The following is a 17,048-nucleotide window of genomic DNA, read 5'->3' on the forward strand; positions in this document are numbered from 1 at the left end:
CAACACAACTCACGACACTAACAAGCTCCAAGATTGGTACACCCGTGCAATATTGGCCATAAATGACCGAAATATTGGCTGTTGTGAACCTTTGCCGAAGCGCTTGGCGAATCCATAGTGAAACCACGCTTCAGTCACAGACTCAGGGAGTCAGCATGGTCAGCACTACCCCGGAAGGTTTGCAGATTCGTCCACGGCATATGGATTTCGATTTCCCTAATCCCCTGCCGCGTCACTGGCACAGCGGCGATGCCTTCAAAAGCCATCTGTTCGATGCCATGTCGGTGCTGTTCCCCGACGGCGAGCGCTTCTTTATCGACTCGGTGCGCCACTTCCGCGACCAGATCAATGACCCGGTGCTGAAAGAGCAGATTCGTGGCTTTATCGGCCAGGAAGGCCACCACAGCCGCGAACATCTGGAATACAGCAACCGCCTGCGCGACTTGGGTTACAATATCACCCGTATCGAAAAACGCGCCCAGGCGCGGATTCGCTACACCCAGAAAAAGTTCTCGCCACAGCGCCAGTTAGCAGCCACCGCGGCGCTGGAACACATCACCGCGATCATGGCTGACGGCCTACTCAAGGACCCACGCCATATGGCCGGCGCCCATCCGACCATGGTGCGTCTGTGGCGCTGGCATGCGCTGGAGGAAACCGAGCACAAGGCGGTGGCCTTCGACGTGTACAACCAGGTCTGCGGCAGCCGCAAACTGCTGCGCCGGGCGATGATCATGGGCACCTTCTTTTTCGTGCTCGACACCACTCGCGGCCTGGCGCATATGCTCAAACAGGACGGCCTGCTGTGGAACTGGCGCGTATGGCGAGACGGCATCCAGTGGATGTGGGGCAAGGAAGGCGTGTTCCGCCCGCTGATCAGCACCTACCGCGACTTCTTCAAGCCAAACTTTCACCCCTGGGAGCACAACAACCTGGAGCTGCTCTACCAAACCCGCAGCGAGTTCGATCTGCCCGCGCAAAGCCAGGCAGCATAGCCTGAGAGTTGCCAATAACGACAAGGGAGCCTGCAGGCTCCCTTTTTTATGCGGGTCAATTTCATCAATAGCGACGGCTTGTGCCGCCGCTATCAGATCATTTCAGCCCTGCAGAAAACGCAAGGTATCCGCTGCACTCTGCTGCGGGATTTCCTCCATCGGGATATGTCCGACGCCTGGGTAGGTTTTCACTTGGATACCCGGCAGGTCGCGCTGCCACAGCGGCACGTGCTTGGGCGAAATCCAGCGATCACGCTCGCCCCACAGCAGCAGCGTCGGCGCCTGAATCTGCGCGACCCGCGCCGAAGTGCCATGCAGCTCTTCTTTATTGACCTTGAGCAGCACGCGGAAGATATCCATCATCGCCCGGCGATTGCCCGGCCGCCGCGTCAGGTCGTTGTAGCGATCCACCACACCCGGCTTGATCCGCGCGGGCTCACCGTAGACTTCCTTGATGCCCTGGGCGATCAATGCGCGCGGCATCCACAGCGGCATCGCCACGGTGGCACCGGGCAAAGCAGCGGCAGCAATCATCCACGGCACCTTGTGCATGTGATAGCCAGCCGGGTCGATCAACACCAGTTTCTCCACCCGCTGCGGCTGCGCCAGGGCGAAGTTCCAGGCGATATAACCGCCCAGGGAATTGCCGACAATTGATGCCTTGCTCACGCCCAGATAATCAAGCAGCAGACCAAATACCTTGATCATCCGCTCGGCCGAATACACGCCATCACGGGCCGGACCGGTGAGGCCGAAGCCCGGCACATCGAAACGGATCACCCGGTAATCCGCGGCAAAGGCCGGCAGCCAGTCGTCCCAGGTGTGCAACGAAGCAACCACCCCGTGGATCAATACCAGCACCGGCTTGTCGCGGCTGCCTTCATCGCGGTAATGCAGATTGAAGCCATCGAGTTCGATATAGCGCGAGCCGTTAGCGGCATTGCCATAGCGAGCCTTGAGGCTTTCCAGCGGCAAAGCGCCGAAACCTAGGCGGGCAAAACCGGCCGCCAGCGGCGGCGTCAGCGAGAGACTGGAAGCAGACATGCAGGCACCTCTAGATTGTTGTTATGGGAAAGACGCATCCGGTCTATCAGAGCATGCTCGCTTACGGCTGACGCCTAACCTAGGTTGAGCGCGCGGCAGGACACAGCGAGGCGATCAGCAGCTCGCTAAGCACCCGCTTGGCCTGTTCGATTTCCGCGCGGCTAGCGGCGCGCCCGAGCAGCTCCAGAGACGCGGCTTCCATCGCCCAGATCAGCGCGCGATAGGTCAATGGCTCTGCAGCTTGAGTATCGCCATGCAGACGCTCAGCCAGCAGCCGCGCCATCTCGACATGAGCCCGCTGGCGATGGGCGGCCAAAGGTGAGTCGGCGCGCAGGGCTTCTTCCTGCATCAGACGGATAATCGGCCCGACCGCCAGGTGATAGTCGAAATAACGCCCGACCATGCCCTGCAACCAGGCCTGCGGGCTGCCGGCAAGGCTCTGCATTTCACCGAATCGCGACAGCAGCAAGGCGACCGCCGTCTGGTAGATACCTTCGAGCACCTGCATCTTGTTTTCGAAGTATTTGTAGAAGGTGCGACGCGACACATTGGCCGCCGCCAGCAGGTCATTCACCGTGGTGTCAGCCAGGCCCTTGCGAGCAAACACCGGTATCGCCGCCAGCTGGATATTGGTGCGCTGCAGATGACCGATCAGCGGCCCCTCACCATCCTGTTCCTGCTGCTGGGCCACCGCACCGTAACCACCCAGATCCTCAAACACCGCACGAACAGCACCGAGCTCAGCCAAGGCTTGCTGCATTGCACACTTCCCAACCAAGGCGCGGGTGACGCAGCAGAGCAAGCTGGTTACTCTGCAGTTGATTACTCTGAACGCCATCGCCGCAGGATTATTGTTGTGCTGACCACGCTACCACGCCGCCTTTGTCTACCGCTGGCCATCCTTTTGCTGGTTCTGCTGTCACCCGTTCAGGCCGCCGAACTGTTCTATCTCGGGCAGAAGATTCCGGATATCCACAAGCCCTGGAACAGCGCCGACTACCAGCAACTGCTGGAAGCGCTGAACAAGGTCGACAGCACCCAGCTCAATGCCCTGCCCCGCCGTAGCGGCGAGTTCACCGGGCCGATCTACCAGCGCATGGTCAGCGAAGAGAACTTCCGCCCGCAGCTGAACATTTACGCCCCGCTGGAACTGCGGCAGAACGAAGCCCGCGAAGCGCTGTTTCGCCTCAAGGAGCTGATGCGTCTGTACTTTGATTTCCGCGCCGTGCAACAGCCCTATGCCGCCGAGGCGCTGGGCCTGATGAGTTATTCACTGCGCCAGCAGGCCGTACTGTTCACCCTGACCACCGAATTCTGGATGACCCTCTCTGAAACCGAGCAAAGCAACCCGGTACGCCTGCAAGGCCTGCATGAAACCAAGGCAGCGGCGGCAATGCTCACCTCTAGCGCCCTGGACTATCTGGGCCTGACCAAACAGTTTGGCCGTGAAGAGCTGGTGCTCTACAGCGCCGAACTGAGCAAGCAACTGCCAGAGCTGTTTATTCATTTGAGTGGGGAGGTGCGCGAAACGCTGCTGCAACGCGTCGAGCAGCTTGCCCAGCAGCATGCCTATGCGGAAGTGCAGGCCAATATGCGCGAGTTGCAACCGGTGCTGCTAAGCATCCAGCAGGATGTGCAGGCCAAACTCGCGGCGGCCGCGGCGCAACCGCACAAGGCGCCTACACGCAGCCTCGACCTGTCGGTACCAGCTGAATCAACGCAGTAGGCCGAGGCTCTTGGCCCGCGCCACGGCCTGAGTGCGCCGCTCGACGCCAAGCTTGCTGTTGATGTGGCGGGCGTGGGTTTTTACCGTGTGCAGGGAGATAAACAAACTGTCGCTGATCTCCTGATTGGAGCAGCCCTGGGCGATCAGTTGCAGCACCGACAACTCCCGTGAACTCAGGGCATCGACCCCGCCGACATAGTTGTCCTGACTGACGGCCTCTGCAGCCTGCGGCAGATGCTGCAGTAAGGCTTCAATCAAGGGACTCGCTTCCTGCGTGAGCAACTGCTCGCGTAGCCACTCGGGTTGCTGGCTTAGCAGCGCATAAAATGGCAGCAACCCACCGCCGGCGGCGGCCTGCAGCGCACTGCGCAGCTGTTGCTGAGCCTCACGTTCACGCCCGCCATCACGCAACAGAGCCGTCAGCTGCATCTGGGCAATCGCCCCGAGCAACTGCCCGCCGGCGTTCTGTGCCAGCTGACTCAAACCGCGCAAACGCCGCTCGGCCTGCTCATCCTCACCCTGCAGACGCTCGTAGGTAGCCAGGTGCAATTGAATATGCAGCGGCAATTGCGGATGGAATTCCGGGGCCGCTGCGGCCTGCTCGCCGCCATAGGCATCGAGCAGGCGACTCAGCCAGACGCCTGCCAGCTCGGTCTGCCCCTGACGCAGCCATAGCTCACATTTGGTCAGGGTGATCATCGCTAGGTAGTAGATCGGCGGAATATCCCAGATATGCATCAACCGCTCGGCCTCGGCCAGCTGAGCAAAAGCCTCGGGCAGATTACCGCTGCGCCCTTCCAGGCTGGCCAGCACGCAGTATCCGATCAACACGCTGATATCACGGCAGCCGCGCGCTTCGGCAATCCCGGCCAACAGCCGCTGACGGGCCTGCTGCGGCTGCAAGCGCAGGCTCAGCAGATAACCTTCATACAGGGTCAGGCGTCCGCGCACCGCGTACTGCCGCTGTGCCGGCAGACTGGCTAGGCGCTGCTGGCCCTGCCGCACTTCGTCCAGCGCCCGCAGCACTTCACCCCGGGCTTGTAACACGCGCGCACGGTCGTAATGGGCCAAGGCTTCGAACAGCGGATTACCGACCCGCTGCGCCAACTCCAGGGCCTCGCGGTTCAGCCCACGAGCGCGCCACAGATCACCGTGCACGATGGCCAGGTTGGCCAGGCTAGAGAGGCACATCAGGCGCTGACCATAACGGTCCAGCGGCAAACAACTCAGCGCTTCACTGCAATAGGCCTGCGCATTGGCGCTGTCGCCCCGGCCGCGAGCGATCACCCCACTCAGGGCCAGCCACTGGGCCAGCAGGCCTTCCTGCTCACTGCGATCGCGCGCAGGCAGAAAGCGCCCCAGTTCAGCCAGCAGCTCCTCGGCGGCATCCAGCTGACAAGCCAACGCCAAAGCCCAGCCATACAACAGAATCAGCCGCGGCGTACTGGTCAGCAGGCTATCCGGCAAGTCCATCTTCCAGCGCAGCAAGGTCGCGACGTTCTGCTCGGCCAGCAGCTGCTCCTCCGAGAGGTTTTGCACCAGATTGGCCGCCACATCCGGCTGACCGGCGCGCAACGCCTGCTCAATCGCTTCGTCCAGCAGCCCCTCGGCGCTGAACCAGCGACACGCACGCAAATGCAGACCTGAGGTTGGCTGCGGGCGACTGCGCAGCAAGTCGGAAAACAGGTGGTGATAGCGAAACCATTTGCCCTGCTCATCCAGCGGCACCAGAAATACCTGATGGGCCTGTAGATGGCGAAGAATTGCAGCGCTGTCATGGGCATCGCGCAGTGCATCACACAACTCGGCACAGAAGCGCTCCTGGCTGGCTGTTTCATAGAGGAAAGCCTGCACCTCGGCGGGCTGTCGCTCGATCACCTCTTCCAGCAGATAGTCATGGATCAGGCCGTCACTACCCTGAGCCAGCGCCGGCAGTGCAGCTGACTCCTGCGCTTCACTGGCAGCAAGCGACCACAAGCGCAAACCCGCTACCCAGCCTTCACTACGCTGCAGCAGAACGGCCAACGCCTCGGCCGACAGCACGGCACCTTGCAGCGCAAGCAACTCAGTGCTTTCCGTATCGGTCAGACGCAGATCCTGCTCATGCAGCTCCAGCAACTGCCGCGACAGGCGCAGGCGCGCCAGATGCCAGTCCGGACGCTGGCGACTGGTCACCAACATCACTAAACCGGGCGGCAAGTGGCTTAAAAAGAACTGCAGGCAGCGGTCGAGCACCGCGCCCTGGGCTAGGTGGTAATCATCCAACACCAGCAATAGCGGTTGCTGAGGATCGAGGCGCAGCGCCAGCTCATCGAGCAGACCATCGAGCCACTCTTCGAAAGCAAAGGGTTGATGCCGCTGGCGCAAACGCAGCAGCCCCAGCGCTTCTTGCCCGACACCGGGAAAAAACTGTTGCAGCCCGCTAAGCAAGCGCTCAAGAAAGCGCCCAGGATCACTGTCGCGCGAACTCAAACCCAGCCACAGGCTTTGCCAGTACTCTGGCAGATGCTCACAGAACTCGATGGCCAATGAGCTTTTACCAAAACCGGCCGGCGCGCTGACCAACAGCAGTCGCCCCGCCAAGCCGCCCAGCAGACGCTCGCACAACCCCGGGCGCGGCACGTAACTGGCCGGTAACGGGGGGCGATAGAAATGCCCGCCCAGTACGTTGGGCGCGGCAACCAAGCCAGGAATTCGGGACAGATCAGTCATCAACCAGTTTCTTGTAGTAGTCAGGCAGAGGCACTACCAATGCCCCGCAGACTAGCCTCTTGATGCGCGCATTTGAAGCCCTTGTGGCCATCAGGTAGCAAACGGCAATGATTGCTCTGCCCTATTGAACATTTCCCGAGCTTTATCACAAGCATAAAAAATGGCCGGGAGCCATTTTTAACGTCGCGCAGCGACGGCCCGAAGGGTGGCCGCCATGGATGGCTGGCCATAAAAAAACCGGCCCTTGCGGGCCGGTTCTTTATGCAGCGTTACTCAGATTTAGCGTACGCCAGCCTGGCGCAGGGCCGCTGGGGTGTAATCGCTTTCCTTTGCAGGGTAGTCGAACTCGTAAGCACTCTTCTCTTCGTTCTTCATACCCAGAGCCAGGTAACGACCGGACAGCAGGTCATACAGGGTCTCTACGCTGTACCACGGCACTTGCTTGTCGTAGTAGTACTGAGCATGGGCTTCAGCCACACGCCACAGGGTACCGCGACCGTCGTAGTGGTCGATGGCAGCAGCTTGCCAGGTGTCTTCGTCGAGGAAGAAGTCACGCTTGGCATAAATATGGCGCTCGCCCGATTTCAGGGTTGCAGTCACATGCCATACGCGGTGCAGCTCGTAACGGGTCAGGTCCTGGTTGATGTGGCCAGCCTTGATGATCTGGTCATACTTCAGCTTCGGCGAGTCCAGACGGTAGCTGTTGTAAGGAATGTAGATTTCCTTCTTTCCGTTGAGCTTCCACTCGTAACGGTCAGGTGCACCGTTGTACATGTCGAAGTTGTCAGAAGTACGCAGACCGTCAGCAGCGGTACCTGGACCGTCGTAGGACACCTGCGGAGCACGACGCACGCGACGCTGACCAGCGTTATACAGCCACGCCAGACGCGGCTCTTTCACCTGGTTGAGGGTTTCGTGTACCAGCAGCACGTTACCGGCCAGACGCGACGGAGCAGTTACCCGCTGCTTGAAGTAGAACAGAACGTTGCTTGGCTTGCTGGTGTCGGCATCCTTCAGAGCACCACGGAAGGTGAACTCATCCTGGAAGTACACCAGGCTGTAGGAGCCGTTCGGCTGCGGAGTAGCCTGGGTAACCAGACGCTTCACGCTGCCGCCACGGTAGCGGGTGATGTGGTTCCAGATGGCTTCCAGACCGTCCTTCGGAATCGGGAAGGGGTTAGCCTGCTCGAAGTTCTCCAGACCGTTACCGCCCTCGACCATCTTGGTGTTGACTGCGTTGTTCTTCGCAGCAGACAGGATGAAGTCCGGCATGGAGGCCGTACGATGAGTCGCGAACACCGGCATTTTGTAGCTTTCCGGATAACGCTTGAACATCGCCAGCTGGCCAGGGGTCAGCTTGTCTTTGTACTGATCGACGTTTTGCGCGGTGATGGTGAACAGCGGCTGCTCACTCGGGAACGGGTCCGAGAGGAAGCCCGCGCCATCGGCAGTGCCGGCACTGGCTGGCAGACCGCCAGTCCAGGCAGGGATCGAACCATCCGCATTGCCCGCCATTTCCGCACCAACTGGTGTCAGCGTGGTACCCAGTTTGGCAGCTTCATCCGGCGATACCGCCGCCATTACACCGCTGGCCAGCAGCGAGAGTGTCAGGGCGCCAGTTTGCAGCAGACTTTTTGTTGTTTTCATAGTCATAGTCGTCCTCAAAAATCTCGTCCGCTTAGAAGTTCACGCCAAAGCTGAGCGCAACGAAGTCGCGGTCAGTGGAAGTGTTGTATTTACCGTCAAAGAAGTCGGTGTAAGCGAGACTTGCGGTGTAGGTGTTCTGGTAGTCAGCATCCAGGCCCAGGCTTACAGCCTTGGCACCTTCAGTGAACAGACCATTCGGGCCATAGCCATCGACGTCATGAGACCAAGACACACTTGGCTTCAGGTTTACACCAGCGAAGACATCCGGGTAATCCCAAATGGCACGGGCACGATAGCCCCAGGAGGTGGAAGTAACGAAACCGTCATCTTCGCAATAACGACGGACGTTCTTACCAGAGTTTCCATTAAGTATCTGCGAGCATGTGTTAAACGGACCAGTAGCAGGCAAAGGACCAGGACCAAAAACAGGATCGCGGCCATAACGGACCTCATCCGTACTTTCTAACGCACCGACATGAGCCACGCCAATCTCGCCAACCAAAGTCAGACGGGAAGCCCCCATGACTTGATCAAAGAAGTGCGTAAAAGTGGTCTGGAACTGAGTAATTTCTTTTCGGTTATAACCATGCAGGTCATTCCCAGCAGTACCATTGAGAAGGGAGGCGTTTGCAAAATTACCGCCCAACAGTTTCACACCGCTATAAAGCACATCCGTTGAGTTAATTTGAACTGGCGCATTCGGACGATAGCTCAACTCACCAGCCCAAGAAGTACCAGTAGGAAGTGTTGTGGAGAAACTCAGCCCATAAAGCTGAATATCCTCAGGGTACTCCATAAAGTACTCGGAGTTACCTGCAACTATAAGTGGAGCAGCTGCGCCGGCAAGGAGCGCCGCGTTGTATACATTCTGACCCGCAGCCGTGGCGCTAAACACAGGAGCGCGGCTGTGATAATTCATAAAGTAGGCGCCGAACTCAGTGTCTAAAGGCTCAAACATATAGCGGAACGCCAAGCCCCACTGGCCGCTATCACGGGCATCCCGATCACCACCACGCGGCACGATTACGCCTTCGCTCGTACCGGAAATAGCATTCGCACCAAAACCAGCCAATGGGCCGGCACCAGTAATAGTTGCGTTGATACCCGCGATCTGAGCAGGCGTAGCACTCAATACATTCAGATTGTTATCACAACCATCGGCAACGATGTCGGCCTGAGAGAAAAATGTACCGCAGTTTTCAGCAACAGTCTGATCCCACTCAAGTTGATAAAAAGCTTCCGCAGAAAGGTTTTCAGTCAAACTTTGAGCCACATAAAACATATTTACCGGGATCAGACCTTCCTTGATCTCAGCACCGGGGCGACGAAATGCGGATACATCTACAGGGTTAATCTCGTTGATACTATTTCGGATAAAAGTACTCTCACCCCAGCTTACTACCTGCTTACCCAACCGAACGGAACCTGGCTGATCGCCGATGGCGTAGTTGTGATAAACGAAAGCATCGAGAATTTGAGCACCGGAGGATTGAGCACCTTCTTTACGGTTGCTATCGCTAATTTCCTTGAACTGGCGACTCTCGTCTTTCAGCTCGAAGTCATACCAATACTTGCCACGAACAAAAACACCGGTATCTCCATATTTCAATTCAAGGTCATGAATACCTTTGAAAATCTTCGAGAAAGTTTCACCCCTCTTGAAATTCAAATGACCGTCATCCGACGTCTGTGAAAGACCGTCACCACCATTGTTTTTACCAATCAGATCCTTATCCGCACCTTTCACCGACCAGCTCGCGCCAACCGACAGGGACGAGTCGAACTGACCTTCGATTTCACCGATATTGAAAGTAACGCCGAATGCAGGGGCGGCGAGGGTGGATGCGAGGCTGACGGCCAGTGGCAGTTTTGCCAGGCGCCAGGTTTGTTTTGTTTTTGTCATCGACGCTACTCCATGTGTTTTTTGTTATGGATGGTGCGGACTATAGCCAGCGGGTACTTCTGCTTGATCCCTCTAAAGTGTGATTTGCAGCCCCCAGGCACTCTGGCTCGCAGGTTTCGGCGTGTTTGGCACGGCCGGCAGAGCCAAGAATGGCTTGGAATGAGCAATTAGCAAGCCAAACGCTTGTTTGACTGGCCAGTCACCAAAAACGACCTAGCTTGGCGCGATTGGAACATCCCGCAACGTTACGCAAACTGCTCCAAGAGAATCCTGTTAAATCGCCTCAAAGCCTTAGTCCAGAAGGCTTTAACGGTATTACCCGGCAATCCCATAAACGAGCGAAGCCTGCGCCTCGCCCGCACATCAAAGCCTTAGACAGTCGACAGAAACGGGCTGCCCGCAGCCTGCCACTGGACGATATCCAGGCGAATGCGTTTCTTATCCAGCTTGCCGACGCTGGTCTTGGGAACTTCGGTAACAAGGGCGATCTGCGACGGTATCGCCCACTTGTTGATGCTGCCCTGATCAACAAAAGGCTTGAGGTGTTCCTTGAGGCCCTTGGCATCCAGGCTCTGGCCTTCGCGCAATACCAACAGGGCAAACGGCCGTTCGCCCCACTGCGGGTCGACCACGCCCACCACTGCCACTTCGCGCACCGCCGGATGACGGCTGATCAGATCTTCCAGCTCCAGGGAGGAAATCCACTCACCGCCGGTCTTGATCACATCCTTGATACGGTCGCGAATATCGATAAAGCCAAAGTCGTCGATGGTCGCCACATCACCGGTGTGCAGCCAGCCGTGTTCCCACAGTTCGGCACCCTTCTCAGGCTCGCGGAAGTAACCCTGGGTTAGCCACGGCGCACGCAGCACCAGCTCGCCCTGGCTTTCGCCATCGGCCGGTAACAGGGTGCCATCGGCGGACATGATCGCGGCTTCCACCAGCGGCACTGGCACGCCGGCCTTGATCCGGTAGGTGGTGCGTTCATCTTCGCTGCCGGCCATCAACTCATCGTTGATATGTGCGCAGGAGATCAGCGGGCAGGTTTCCGACATGCCGTAGGCGGCGGTCAACTGGATGCCGCGACCCTTGGCCGCTTCGTACAGCGAACGGTTGAGCGCGCTGCCACCGATGATCATTTTCAGACCGCCAAAGTCGTGGCCCTGAGCACCTGGGGCGGCCAATACCATCTGCAGAATGGTCGGCACGCAGTGGGAGAAGGTGACCTTCTCCTCTTTGATCAGGCGGCAAAGCATGTCTGGCTCATAACGGCCGGGATAGACCTGTTTGATCCCCAGCATGGTGGCCACATAAGGAATGCCCCAGGCGTGCACGTGAAACATCGGGGTGATCGGCATATACACATCATTGGTGCCCAGCAGACGGATGCTGTCCAGGCTACCCAGCACGCTGGCTTCAGCCATGGTGTGCAGCACCAGCTGACGGTGGCTGAAGTACACACCCTTGGGGTTGCCGGTGGTACCGGTGGTGTAGAAGGTGGTGGCGACCGAGTTCTCGTCGAAATCCGGAAAGTCGTAGCGCGGGCTGGCGGCGGCCAGCAGGTTTTCGTATTCACCGACCAAGCCGCCCAAGTCGGCGGTTTTCTCGGCGGCATCGGTCAGCAGAATGGTCTTCTCCACCGTGGTCAGCTGGCTTTCGATACCCTTGTACAGCGGCACGAACTCGCTGTTGACCAGCACGAACTTATCGTCGGCATGGTTCATGGTGTAGAGAATCTGATCAGCCGATAGGCGGATGTTGATGGTATGCAGCACCGCGCCGATCATCGGAATGGCGAACATGCACTCCAGGTAACGGTGGCTGTCCCAATCCATCACGGCCACAGTGTCACCGGCCTTGACCCCGGCTTCGCTGAGCACATTGGCCAGGCGCGCCACGCGCTCGTTAAGGGTGGCGTAGCTGTAACGCAGCTGGTCGCGGTAGACGATTTCGCGGGTTTTCTCGTAGCGGATACCGGACAGCAGCAGGCGCTTGATCAACAGCGGCGCTTGGTGTGCATTGTCGGCGGGAGCAATCAGGCGGGTCTGCAGCATGGCGGTACCTATTGTTGGCTTTTTTCAGTGCGGCCAATCTAGAGCCCCCGCAGCCTGCTCAAATCAGCCCAAAGAATGATTTTCCGCGTGACTCTTTGGGCATTTTTAGTCACGCAGTAGAATCGGCGGCTCGCATTCGATGTGTTTGCTCTGCGATCTACTACAAAAACGAGGAGTTTCCTGATGTCCGATATCGTCATCGTCAGCGGCGCACGTACGCCGATGGGTGGTTTTCAAGGCAGCCTGTCGAGCATTGCTGCGGTTGACCTGGGTGCGGCCGCCATTCGCGCTGCGGTCGAGCGCTCCGGTATTGCCCCTGCCGACGTGCAGGAAGTGATCATGGGCTGCGTGCTGCCAGCCGGCCTGAAGCAGGGCCCGGCCCGCCAGGCGTCGCTGAACGCTGGCCTGCCCGCTGCTACCGGTTGCACCACGATCAACAAGCTCTGCGGTTCGGGCATGAAAGCCGTGATGATGGCGTTTGATTCGCTCAAGGCCGGCAGCAATAACGTGATGATCGCCGGCGGCATGGAGAGCATGTCCAACGCGCCCTACATCATGACCAAGGCCCGCGCGGGCCTGCGTATGGGCCACGGCGAGATCAAGGACCACATGTTCCTCGACGGCCTGGAAGATGCGCGCACCGGCCGCCTGATGGGCTCCTTTGCCCAGGAAACCGCCGACCAGTACGGCATCACCCGTGAGCAGATGGACGCCTACGCCATCGAGTCGCTGAAACGCGCCCAGGCCGCCATCGCCAGCGGTGCGCTGGATGCGGAAATCGTCCCGATCACCGTCAGCGGCCGCAAGGGCGATGTCGTGGTCAAGGATGACGAGCAGCCGCTGAACGCTAACCTGGAAAAAATCCCGGGCCTGAAACCGGCCTTCCGCAAGGACGGCAGCATCACCGCGGCCAACGCCAGCTCGATCTCCGACGGCGCCTCGGCGCTGCTGCTGATGACGGCTGAAGAAGCCGCCAAGCGTGGCCTCAAGCCGCTGGCGAAGATCGTTGCGCACGCCACCCAGAGCCAGGACCCAAGCGAGTTCACCATCGCGCCGATTGGCTCGATCAGTAACCTGCTGAAGAAAACCGGCTGGGACAAGGCCGACGTCGACCTGTACGAGATCAACGAAGCCTTCGCCATGGTCACCATGCTGGCCATTCGTGAACACGGCCTGGATCACGCCAAGGTCAACGTCTACGGCGGCGCCTGCGCCCAGGGCCACCCGGTCGGCTCCACCGGCTCGCGGATCATCCTGACCCTGATCAATGCGCTGAAAAACACCGGCGGCAAGCGTGGCATCGCCTCGCTGTGCATCGGTGGCGGCGAAGCTACAGCTGTAGCGGTTGAGCTGATCTAAAAGGATCAATGCATGGCCGCAATGGTCATGCTCACGTTGCGGTAACGGGCCAGCCTTGCGCTGGCCCATTGCGTTTTAGATGCCGATCTTGTCCAGCGACTTGCCGACTTTGCGCCAGAAGCTGCGCTGCATACGCTCGGTTTCACCGCTGGCGGCAATCTGCTCGAAGGGCTGGATTTCACGGGCGGTGCCGATTTCTGTTGCGGCCACTTCGCGGGACACCAGCTGCAGCGGACCATCGCCCTGGCTGGGCGCCCGCTCATTGACTGGCGGCGGGTTGAGTTCGTCATAGCGCAGGTAGTAGATACCGCCGGCTTCGGCATCCAGGGTAAAACTGCTGATCAGGGTGAAGTCCAGCGGGCCGTCGGCGAAGAAAGTCCAGTGCGTGCCAAACAACGGCCGGCGCATCTCCAGCTGGTAACTGGCGATATCAAACTCCAGCACCATATAGGCATTGCTCGGCAGGCTGCCGATGCGCGCGTTGTTCAGAAACAGCGCAGGCGCCTCCAGCTCCTGGTCGGCCCAGTCGCTTTGCGGGCGGTACAGATAAACCAGGGCATGGTTGTCATCACTGAGCACATGCTCACGAAACGCTTCGCCCTCTGTTGCGCCAAAGAACGCCCCAGGAGTCGAGCAACCACTCAAGGCAACCACCAACAGCACCGCAAGCCAGGGCAGACCACGCATCGACAGCATCCTTATTCGAGTTATAGGCCGAGCATAGCGGTGCCTTGCTCGGCCTACACCAGACAAAAGTGCGGGCCGAAAAAGTGCGGGTTAGCGGCGACGATCGAGCAGGTTGACCAGCAACTGATCCAGCGAGCCCCAGATGGACTGCTGCAGCCGGCGCCACCAGGGCCGCGCACGCCAATCGGCCAGGGTGATTTCCTGGCTATCGGCAAAGTCCGCCTGAAAGCTCGCCGCCACGCTGGCGGTAAAGGCTGGGTCGAGTGCCTCCAGGTTGGCGTCCAGGTTGAAGCGCAGGTTCCAGTGGTCGAAGTTGCAGGAACCGACGCTGACCCAATCGTCCACCAGCACCATTTTCAGGTGCAGAAAGCGCGGCTGGTACTCGAAGATCCGCACCCCAGCCTTGAGCAGGCTGGCGTAATAGCGCTGGCCGGCAAAACGCACCGGTGGATGATCGGTATTCTGCCCGGCCAACAACAGATGCACCTCCACGCCACGCTTGGCGGCCTGACGCAGCGTGCGGCGCACGCGCCAGGTCGGTAGAAAGTAGGGCGTCGCCAGCCAGATACGCTGCTTGGCGCCGCGCAGGGCGCGTACCAGCGAGAGCAGAATATCGCGGTGCTGCGAAGCATCGGCAAAAGCCACACGGCCCAAGCCCTGGCCTAGAGCCGGCAAGGCCGGCAGGCTTTTCAGGCGCAGCGGCATACGCGGTCGCCAGGCAATCCAGGCCTGAGTCGCCTGCCACTGGCGCTCGAACAACTGCTGCCAGTCGGCCACCAGCGGCCCACTGATTTCCACCATGACCTCATGCCAACGGCTGCTGTCTTGCTCCGGCTGCCAGAATTCATCGGTCGCGCCAGTACCGCCGACAAAGGCAAATTGTCCATCGACCAGCAGCAGCTTGCGGTGATCACGGTGAAAGTTGCGCACGCCGTGTTTCCAGCGCAGCGGGTTGTACCACTGCACCTGCACGCCGGCCGCCTGCAGCAGCTGCCGATCCGCCACCTGCAGGCCCTGCGCGCCAAAGGCATCCAGTAGGCAGCGTACGGCCACACCACGCTGGGCAGCCGCGCACAGCGACGCGAGCATGGCTTTGCCACAGGCTCCGCTTTCCACCAGATAGAGTTCCAGTTCGACCTGCTGCTGCGCGGCGTCGATGCGCGCCAGCATCTGCACAAAGAACTGCGGCCCGTCGATCAGCAACGTCAGCGTGTTGCCGCGCCGCCAGGGAAAGACGTTATGCGGCATGACAGTTCACGTTGCAGTTGATTCTGCGCATTGCGTCTCACGCATGAAAAATGGAGACGCCACCATAGCCGCCCGGCAGAGCCTTGCAAACCCTGCCGGGCGAACCGCTGGTGCTTTATGACTCAGGCAGTGGCGCCGGTTCCGGTAACAGCTGACAGCCCTGCCGCACGCCTAACCATTGCGCACTCTGGGTGCTGCCCAGACCGCGCGCGGTCACGCGCTTATTGGCTTGATCATCGAAGAAGCCGGAGAGCGAAACATACTGCGCCACATACGCCTCGCAGTAGTCGGCCGGGTTGTTCGCCACATAGCGGCACGAACAATATTCCTTGGCCGAGTAGGCGCCGATGATGCCTGGGAAGGCTTGCAGGTGTGCACGGTTCTGCCAGGCCAGGGCGGCGAGCAACAACAGAATAAGCAACAACAGGCTACTGAACGGGCGACGACGAATCATGGCTGCACCTCCTGGGCCAACGCGGCGAGAACCAGCTTGAGGAAGTGGTTGCGATCAAAGCTGCCATCGCGGTCATCGGCGTAGCGCACGATCAGCAGGTTCTCGCTGGCGATCACGTACAGCCCCTGCCCCCAATGACCGGACGCCACCAGAGTGTCCTCGGGCGCATCCGTCCAGGGCCTGCCCGCGCCAGCTACTGCTGCGTTCAACCACCAGTGCCCGCCGGGCACCGCCTCACCAGGCTGTTCGGCCTGCGGCTGGTAATTGGCAAACGGCGTGCGATTGAAGTCGACCCAGGCTTTGGGCAGCAGCTGCTGCTCACCCCAGCGGCCATCACGCTGCATCAGCAGGCCGACGCGGGCCAGGTCGCGGGCGCTCATATAGACGTAGGAGGAGCCGACAAAAGTGCCGGCAGCATCACGCTCCCAGACGGCGGTCTTGATGCCCAGCGGATCGAACAGCGCGGTCCAGGGATAATCGGCGTAGGCCTCGGCGCCCACCATGCTCTTCAAGGCGGCGGACAGCACATTGCTGTCACCACTGGAGTAACGGAAACGCTCACCCGGTTCGGCATCGGCGCTGTGCGCGGCGGTGAACGCCGCCATATCACTGCGGCCGCGGGTGTAGAGCATCGCCACCACAGAGGATTTCAGCGGCGCGTATTCGTAGTCTTCCTGCCAGTCCAGGCCCGAAGCCCAGTTGAGCAGATGACCGACCTTGACCTGCGGATGTGCTGCAAATGGCGGGTAGTAATGCGCAACCGGTGCATCCAGTCGGAAGCGGCCCTGTCCGTAGGCCACGCCCATTGTGGTGGCGAGCAGGCTCTTGGCCATCGACCAAGTCAGATGCGGCGTGGCGGCAGTGGTAGGCGCGGCGTAGCGCTCGTAAACCACCTGGCCATCGCGGATCACCAACAGAGCGTCGGTGCGCACACCCTTGCGGGTCGCCTCATCACGGGTCGGGAAGGCGTAGTTTTCCAGTTCGCTCAGCGCAGCGCTGGGTGCGGCCAACTGGCTGTCCCAGTCTTCACCTGGCCAATTCTCGGCGTGCGCCGTCGCGCAGCTCAGGCTGAAGGCACACGCCAGCATCAGCCGCCGCGCAGGAGATAGAGTGAAAGACATGGAGCCGCCTCTGCTGGGATCGAAGGCGGCACCCTAGCATGTGATCGATGACGGCAAACAGCGCCGAACACGCCGGTTTAGCCGGTGATTCGGCGCGA

The 17,048-nt window shown here is 59.8% G+C and carries 13 protein-coding genes; 3 read left to right on the plus strand and 10 right to left on the minus strand.

The window, feature by feature from the left end; all coding sequences use genetic code 11:
* Positions 1 to 155: 155 nt before the first annotated feature.
* The gene (locus tag ACQ4LH_RS14000; RefSeq protein WP_430697712.1) at positions 156 to 995 is read left to right on the plus strand and encodes a metal-dependent hydrolase; all 840 of its coding nucleotides are present in this window, start codon (positions 156 to 158) and stop codon (positions 993 to 995) included.
* 102 nt (positions 996 to 1,097) lie between these two features.
* On the opposite strand, the gene ACQ4LH_RS14005 is transcribed toward ACQ4LH_RS14000, so the two are convergent.
* Complete coding sequence (locus tag ACQ4LH_RS14005; protein ID WP_430697713.1) at positions 1,098 to 2,039, minus strand: alpha/beta fold hydrolase; 942 nt, start codon at positions 2,037 to 2,039, stop codon at positions 1,098 to 1,100.
* 79 nt (positions 2,040 to 2,118) lie between these two features.
* Positions 2,119 to 2,799: a TetR/AcrR family transcriptional regulator gene (locus ACQ4LH_RS14010; RefSeq protein ID WP_430697715.1), complete on the minus strand. Its 681-nt coding sequence runs from the start codon at positions 2,797 to 2,799 to the stop codon at positions 2,119 to 2,121.
* Between the two features lie 99 nt (positions 2,800 to 2,898).
* Here ACQ4LH_RS14010 and ACQ4LH_RS14015 point away from each other — a divergent pair, with 99 nt between their 5' ends.
* Positions 2,899 to 3,765, plus strand: a complete 867-nt coding sequence (locus ACQ4LH_RS14015; RefSeq protein WP_430697764.1) for a hypothetical protein — start codon at positions 2,899 to 2,901, stop codon at positions 3,763 to 3,765.
* Here ACQ4LH_RS14015 and ACQ4LH_RS14020 read toward each other — a convergent pair.
* The 4 genes from ACQ4LH_RS14020 to ACQ4LH_RS14035 form a co-directional block, all read right to left on the minus strand.
* On the minus strand, positions 3,754 to 6,477 hold the full coding sequence (locus ACQ4LH_RS14020) for a LuxR C-terminal-related transcriptional regulator (RefSeq protein ID WP_430697716.1): 2,724 nt from the start codon (positions 6,475 to 6,477) through the stop codon (positions 3,754 to 3,756). The two genes, ACQ4LH_RS14015 and ACQ4LH_RS14020, sit on opposite strands and share 12 nt — an antisense overlap.
* A 279-nt stretch (positions 6,478 to 6,756) precedes the next feature.
* The gene (locus ACQ4LH_RS14025) at positions 6,757 to 8,124 is read right to left on the minus strand and encodes a DUF1329 domain-containing protein (protein WP_430697717.1); all 1,368 of its coding nucleotides are present in this window, start codon (positions 8,122 to 8,124) and stop codon (positions 6,757 to 6,759) included.
* 31 nt (positions 8,125 to 8,155) lie between these two features.
* Entirely contained in the window at positions 8,156 to 10,027 is a 1,872-nt protein-coding gene (locus ACQ4LH_RS14030) for a DUF1302 domain-containing protein (RefSeq protein WP_430697718.1), read from the minus strand.
* A gap of 371 nt (positions 10,028 to 10,398) precedes the next feature.
* On the minus strand, positions 10,399 to 12,081 hold the full coding sequence (locus ACQ4LH_RS14035; RefSeq protein WP_430697719.1) for a fatty acid--CoA ligase: 1,683 nt from the start codon (positions 12,079 to 12,081) through the stop codon (positions 10,399 to 10,401).
* A gap of 183 nt (positions 12,082 to 12,264) precedes the next feature.
* On the opposite strand from ACQ4LH_RS14035, the gene ACQ4LH_RS14040 reads away from it, so the two are divergent.
* Positions 12,265 to 13,440, plus strand: coding sequence for a thiolase family protein (locus tag ACQ4LH_RS14040; RefSeq protein WP_430697720.1), 1,176 nt, complete (start codon positions 12,265 to 12,267; stop codon positions 13,438 to 13,440).
* 75 nt (positions 13,441 to 13,515) lie between these two features.
* On the opposite strand, the gene ACQ4LH_RS14045 is transcribed toward ACQ4LH_RS14040, so the two are convergent.
* The 4 genes from ACQ4LH_RS14045 to ACQ4LH_RS14060 all read right to left on the minus strand — a co-directional run bounded on the left by ACQ4LH_RS14045 (position 13,516) and on the right by ACQ4LH_RS14060 (position 16,917).
* Positions 13,516 to 14,127 (minus strand): DUF2846 domain-containing protein, encoded by a 612-nt coding sequence (locus ACQ4LH_RS14045; protein WP_430697721.1) that lies wholly within the window; start codon positions 14,125 to 14,127, stop codon positions 13,516 to 13,518.
* A gap of 90 nt (positions 14,128 to 14,217) precedes the next feature.
* A complete protein-coding gene (locus ACQ4LH_RS14050) occupies positions 14,218 to 15,375 on the minus strand; it encodes a phospholipase D-like domain-containing protein (protein ID WP_430697722.1) in 1,158 nt (385 codons plus the stop codon).
* A gap of 115 nt (positions 15,376 to 15,490) precedes the next feature.
* Positions 15,491 to 15,829, minus strand: coding sequence for an amidase (locus ACQ4LH_RS14055; RefSeq protein ID WP_430697723.1), 339 nt, complete (start codon positions 15,827 to 15,829; stop codon positions 15,491 to 15,493).
* On the minus strand, positions 15,826 to 16,917 hold the full coding sequence (locus ACQ4LH_RS14060) for a serine hydrolase domain-containing protein (RefSeq protein WP_430697765.1): 1,092 nt from the start codon (positions 16,915 to 16,917) through the stop codon (positions 15,826 to 15,828). The genes ACQ4LH_RS14055 and ACQ4LH_RS14060 overlap by 4 nt, the downstream gene beginning before the upstream one ends.
* Between the last annotated feature and the right edge of the window lie 131 nt (positions 16,918 to 17,048).

Origin of the sequence: Pseudomonas peli, from assembly GCF_050563605.1 — a bacterium.
In the GTDB taxonomy this organism is placed as follows: domain Bacteria; phylum Pseudomonadota; class Gammaproteobacteria; order Pseudomonadales; family Pseudomonadaceae; genus Aquipseudomonas; species Aquipseudomonas peli_A.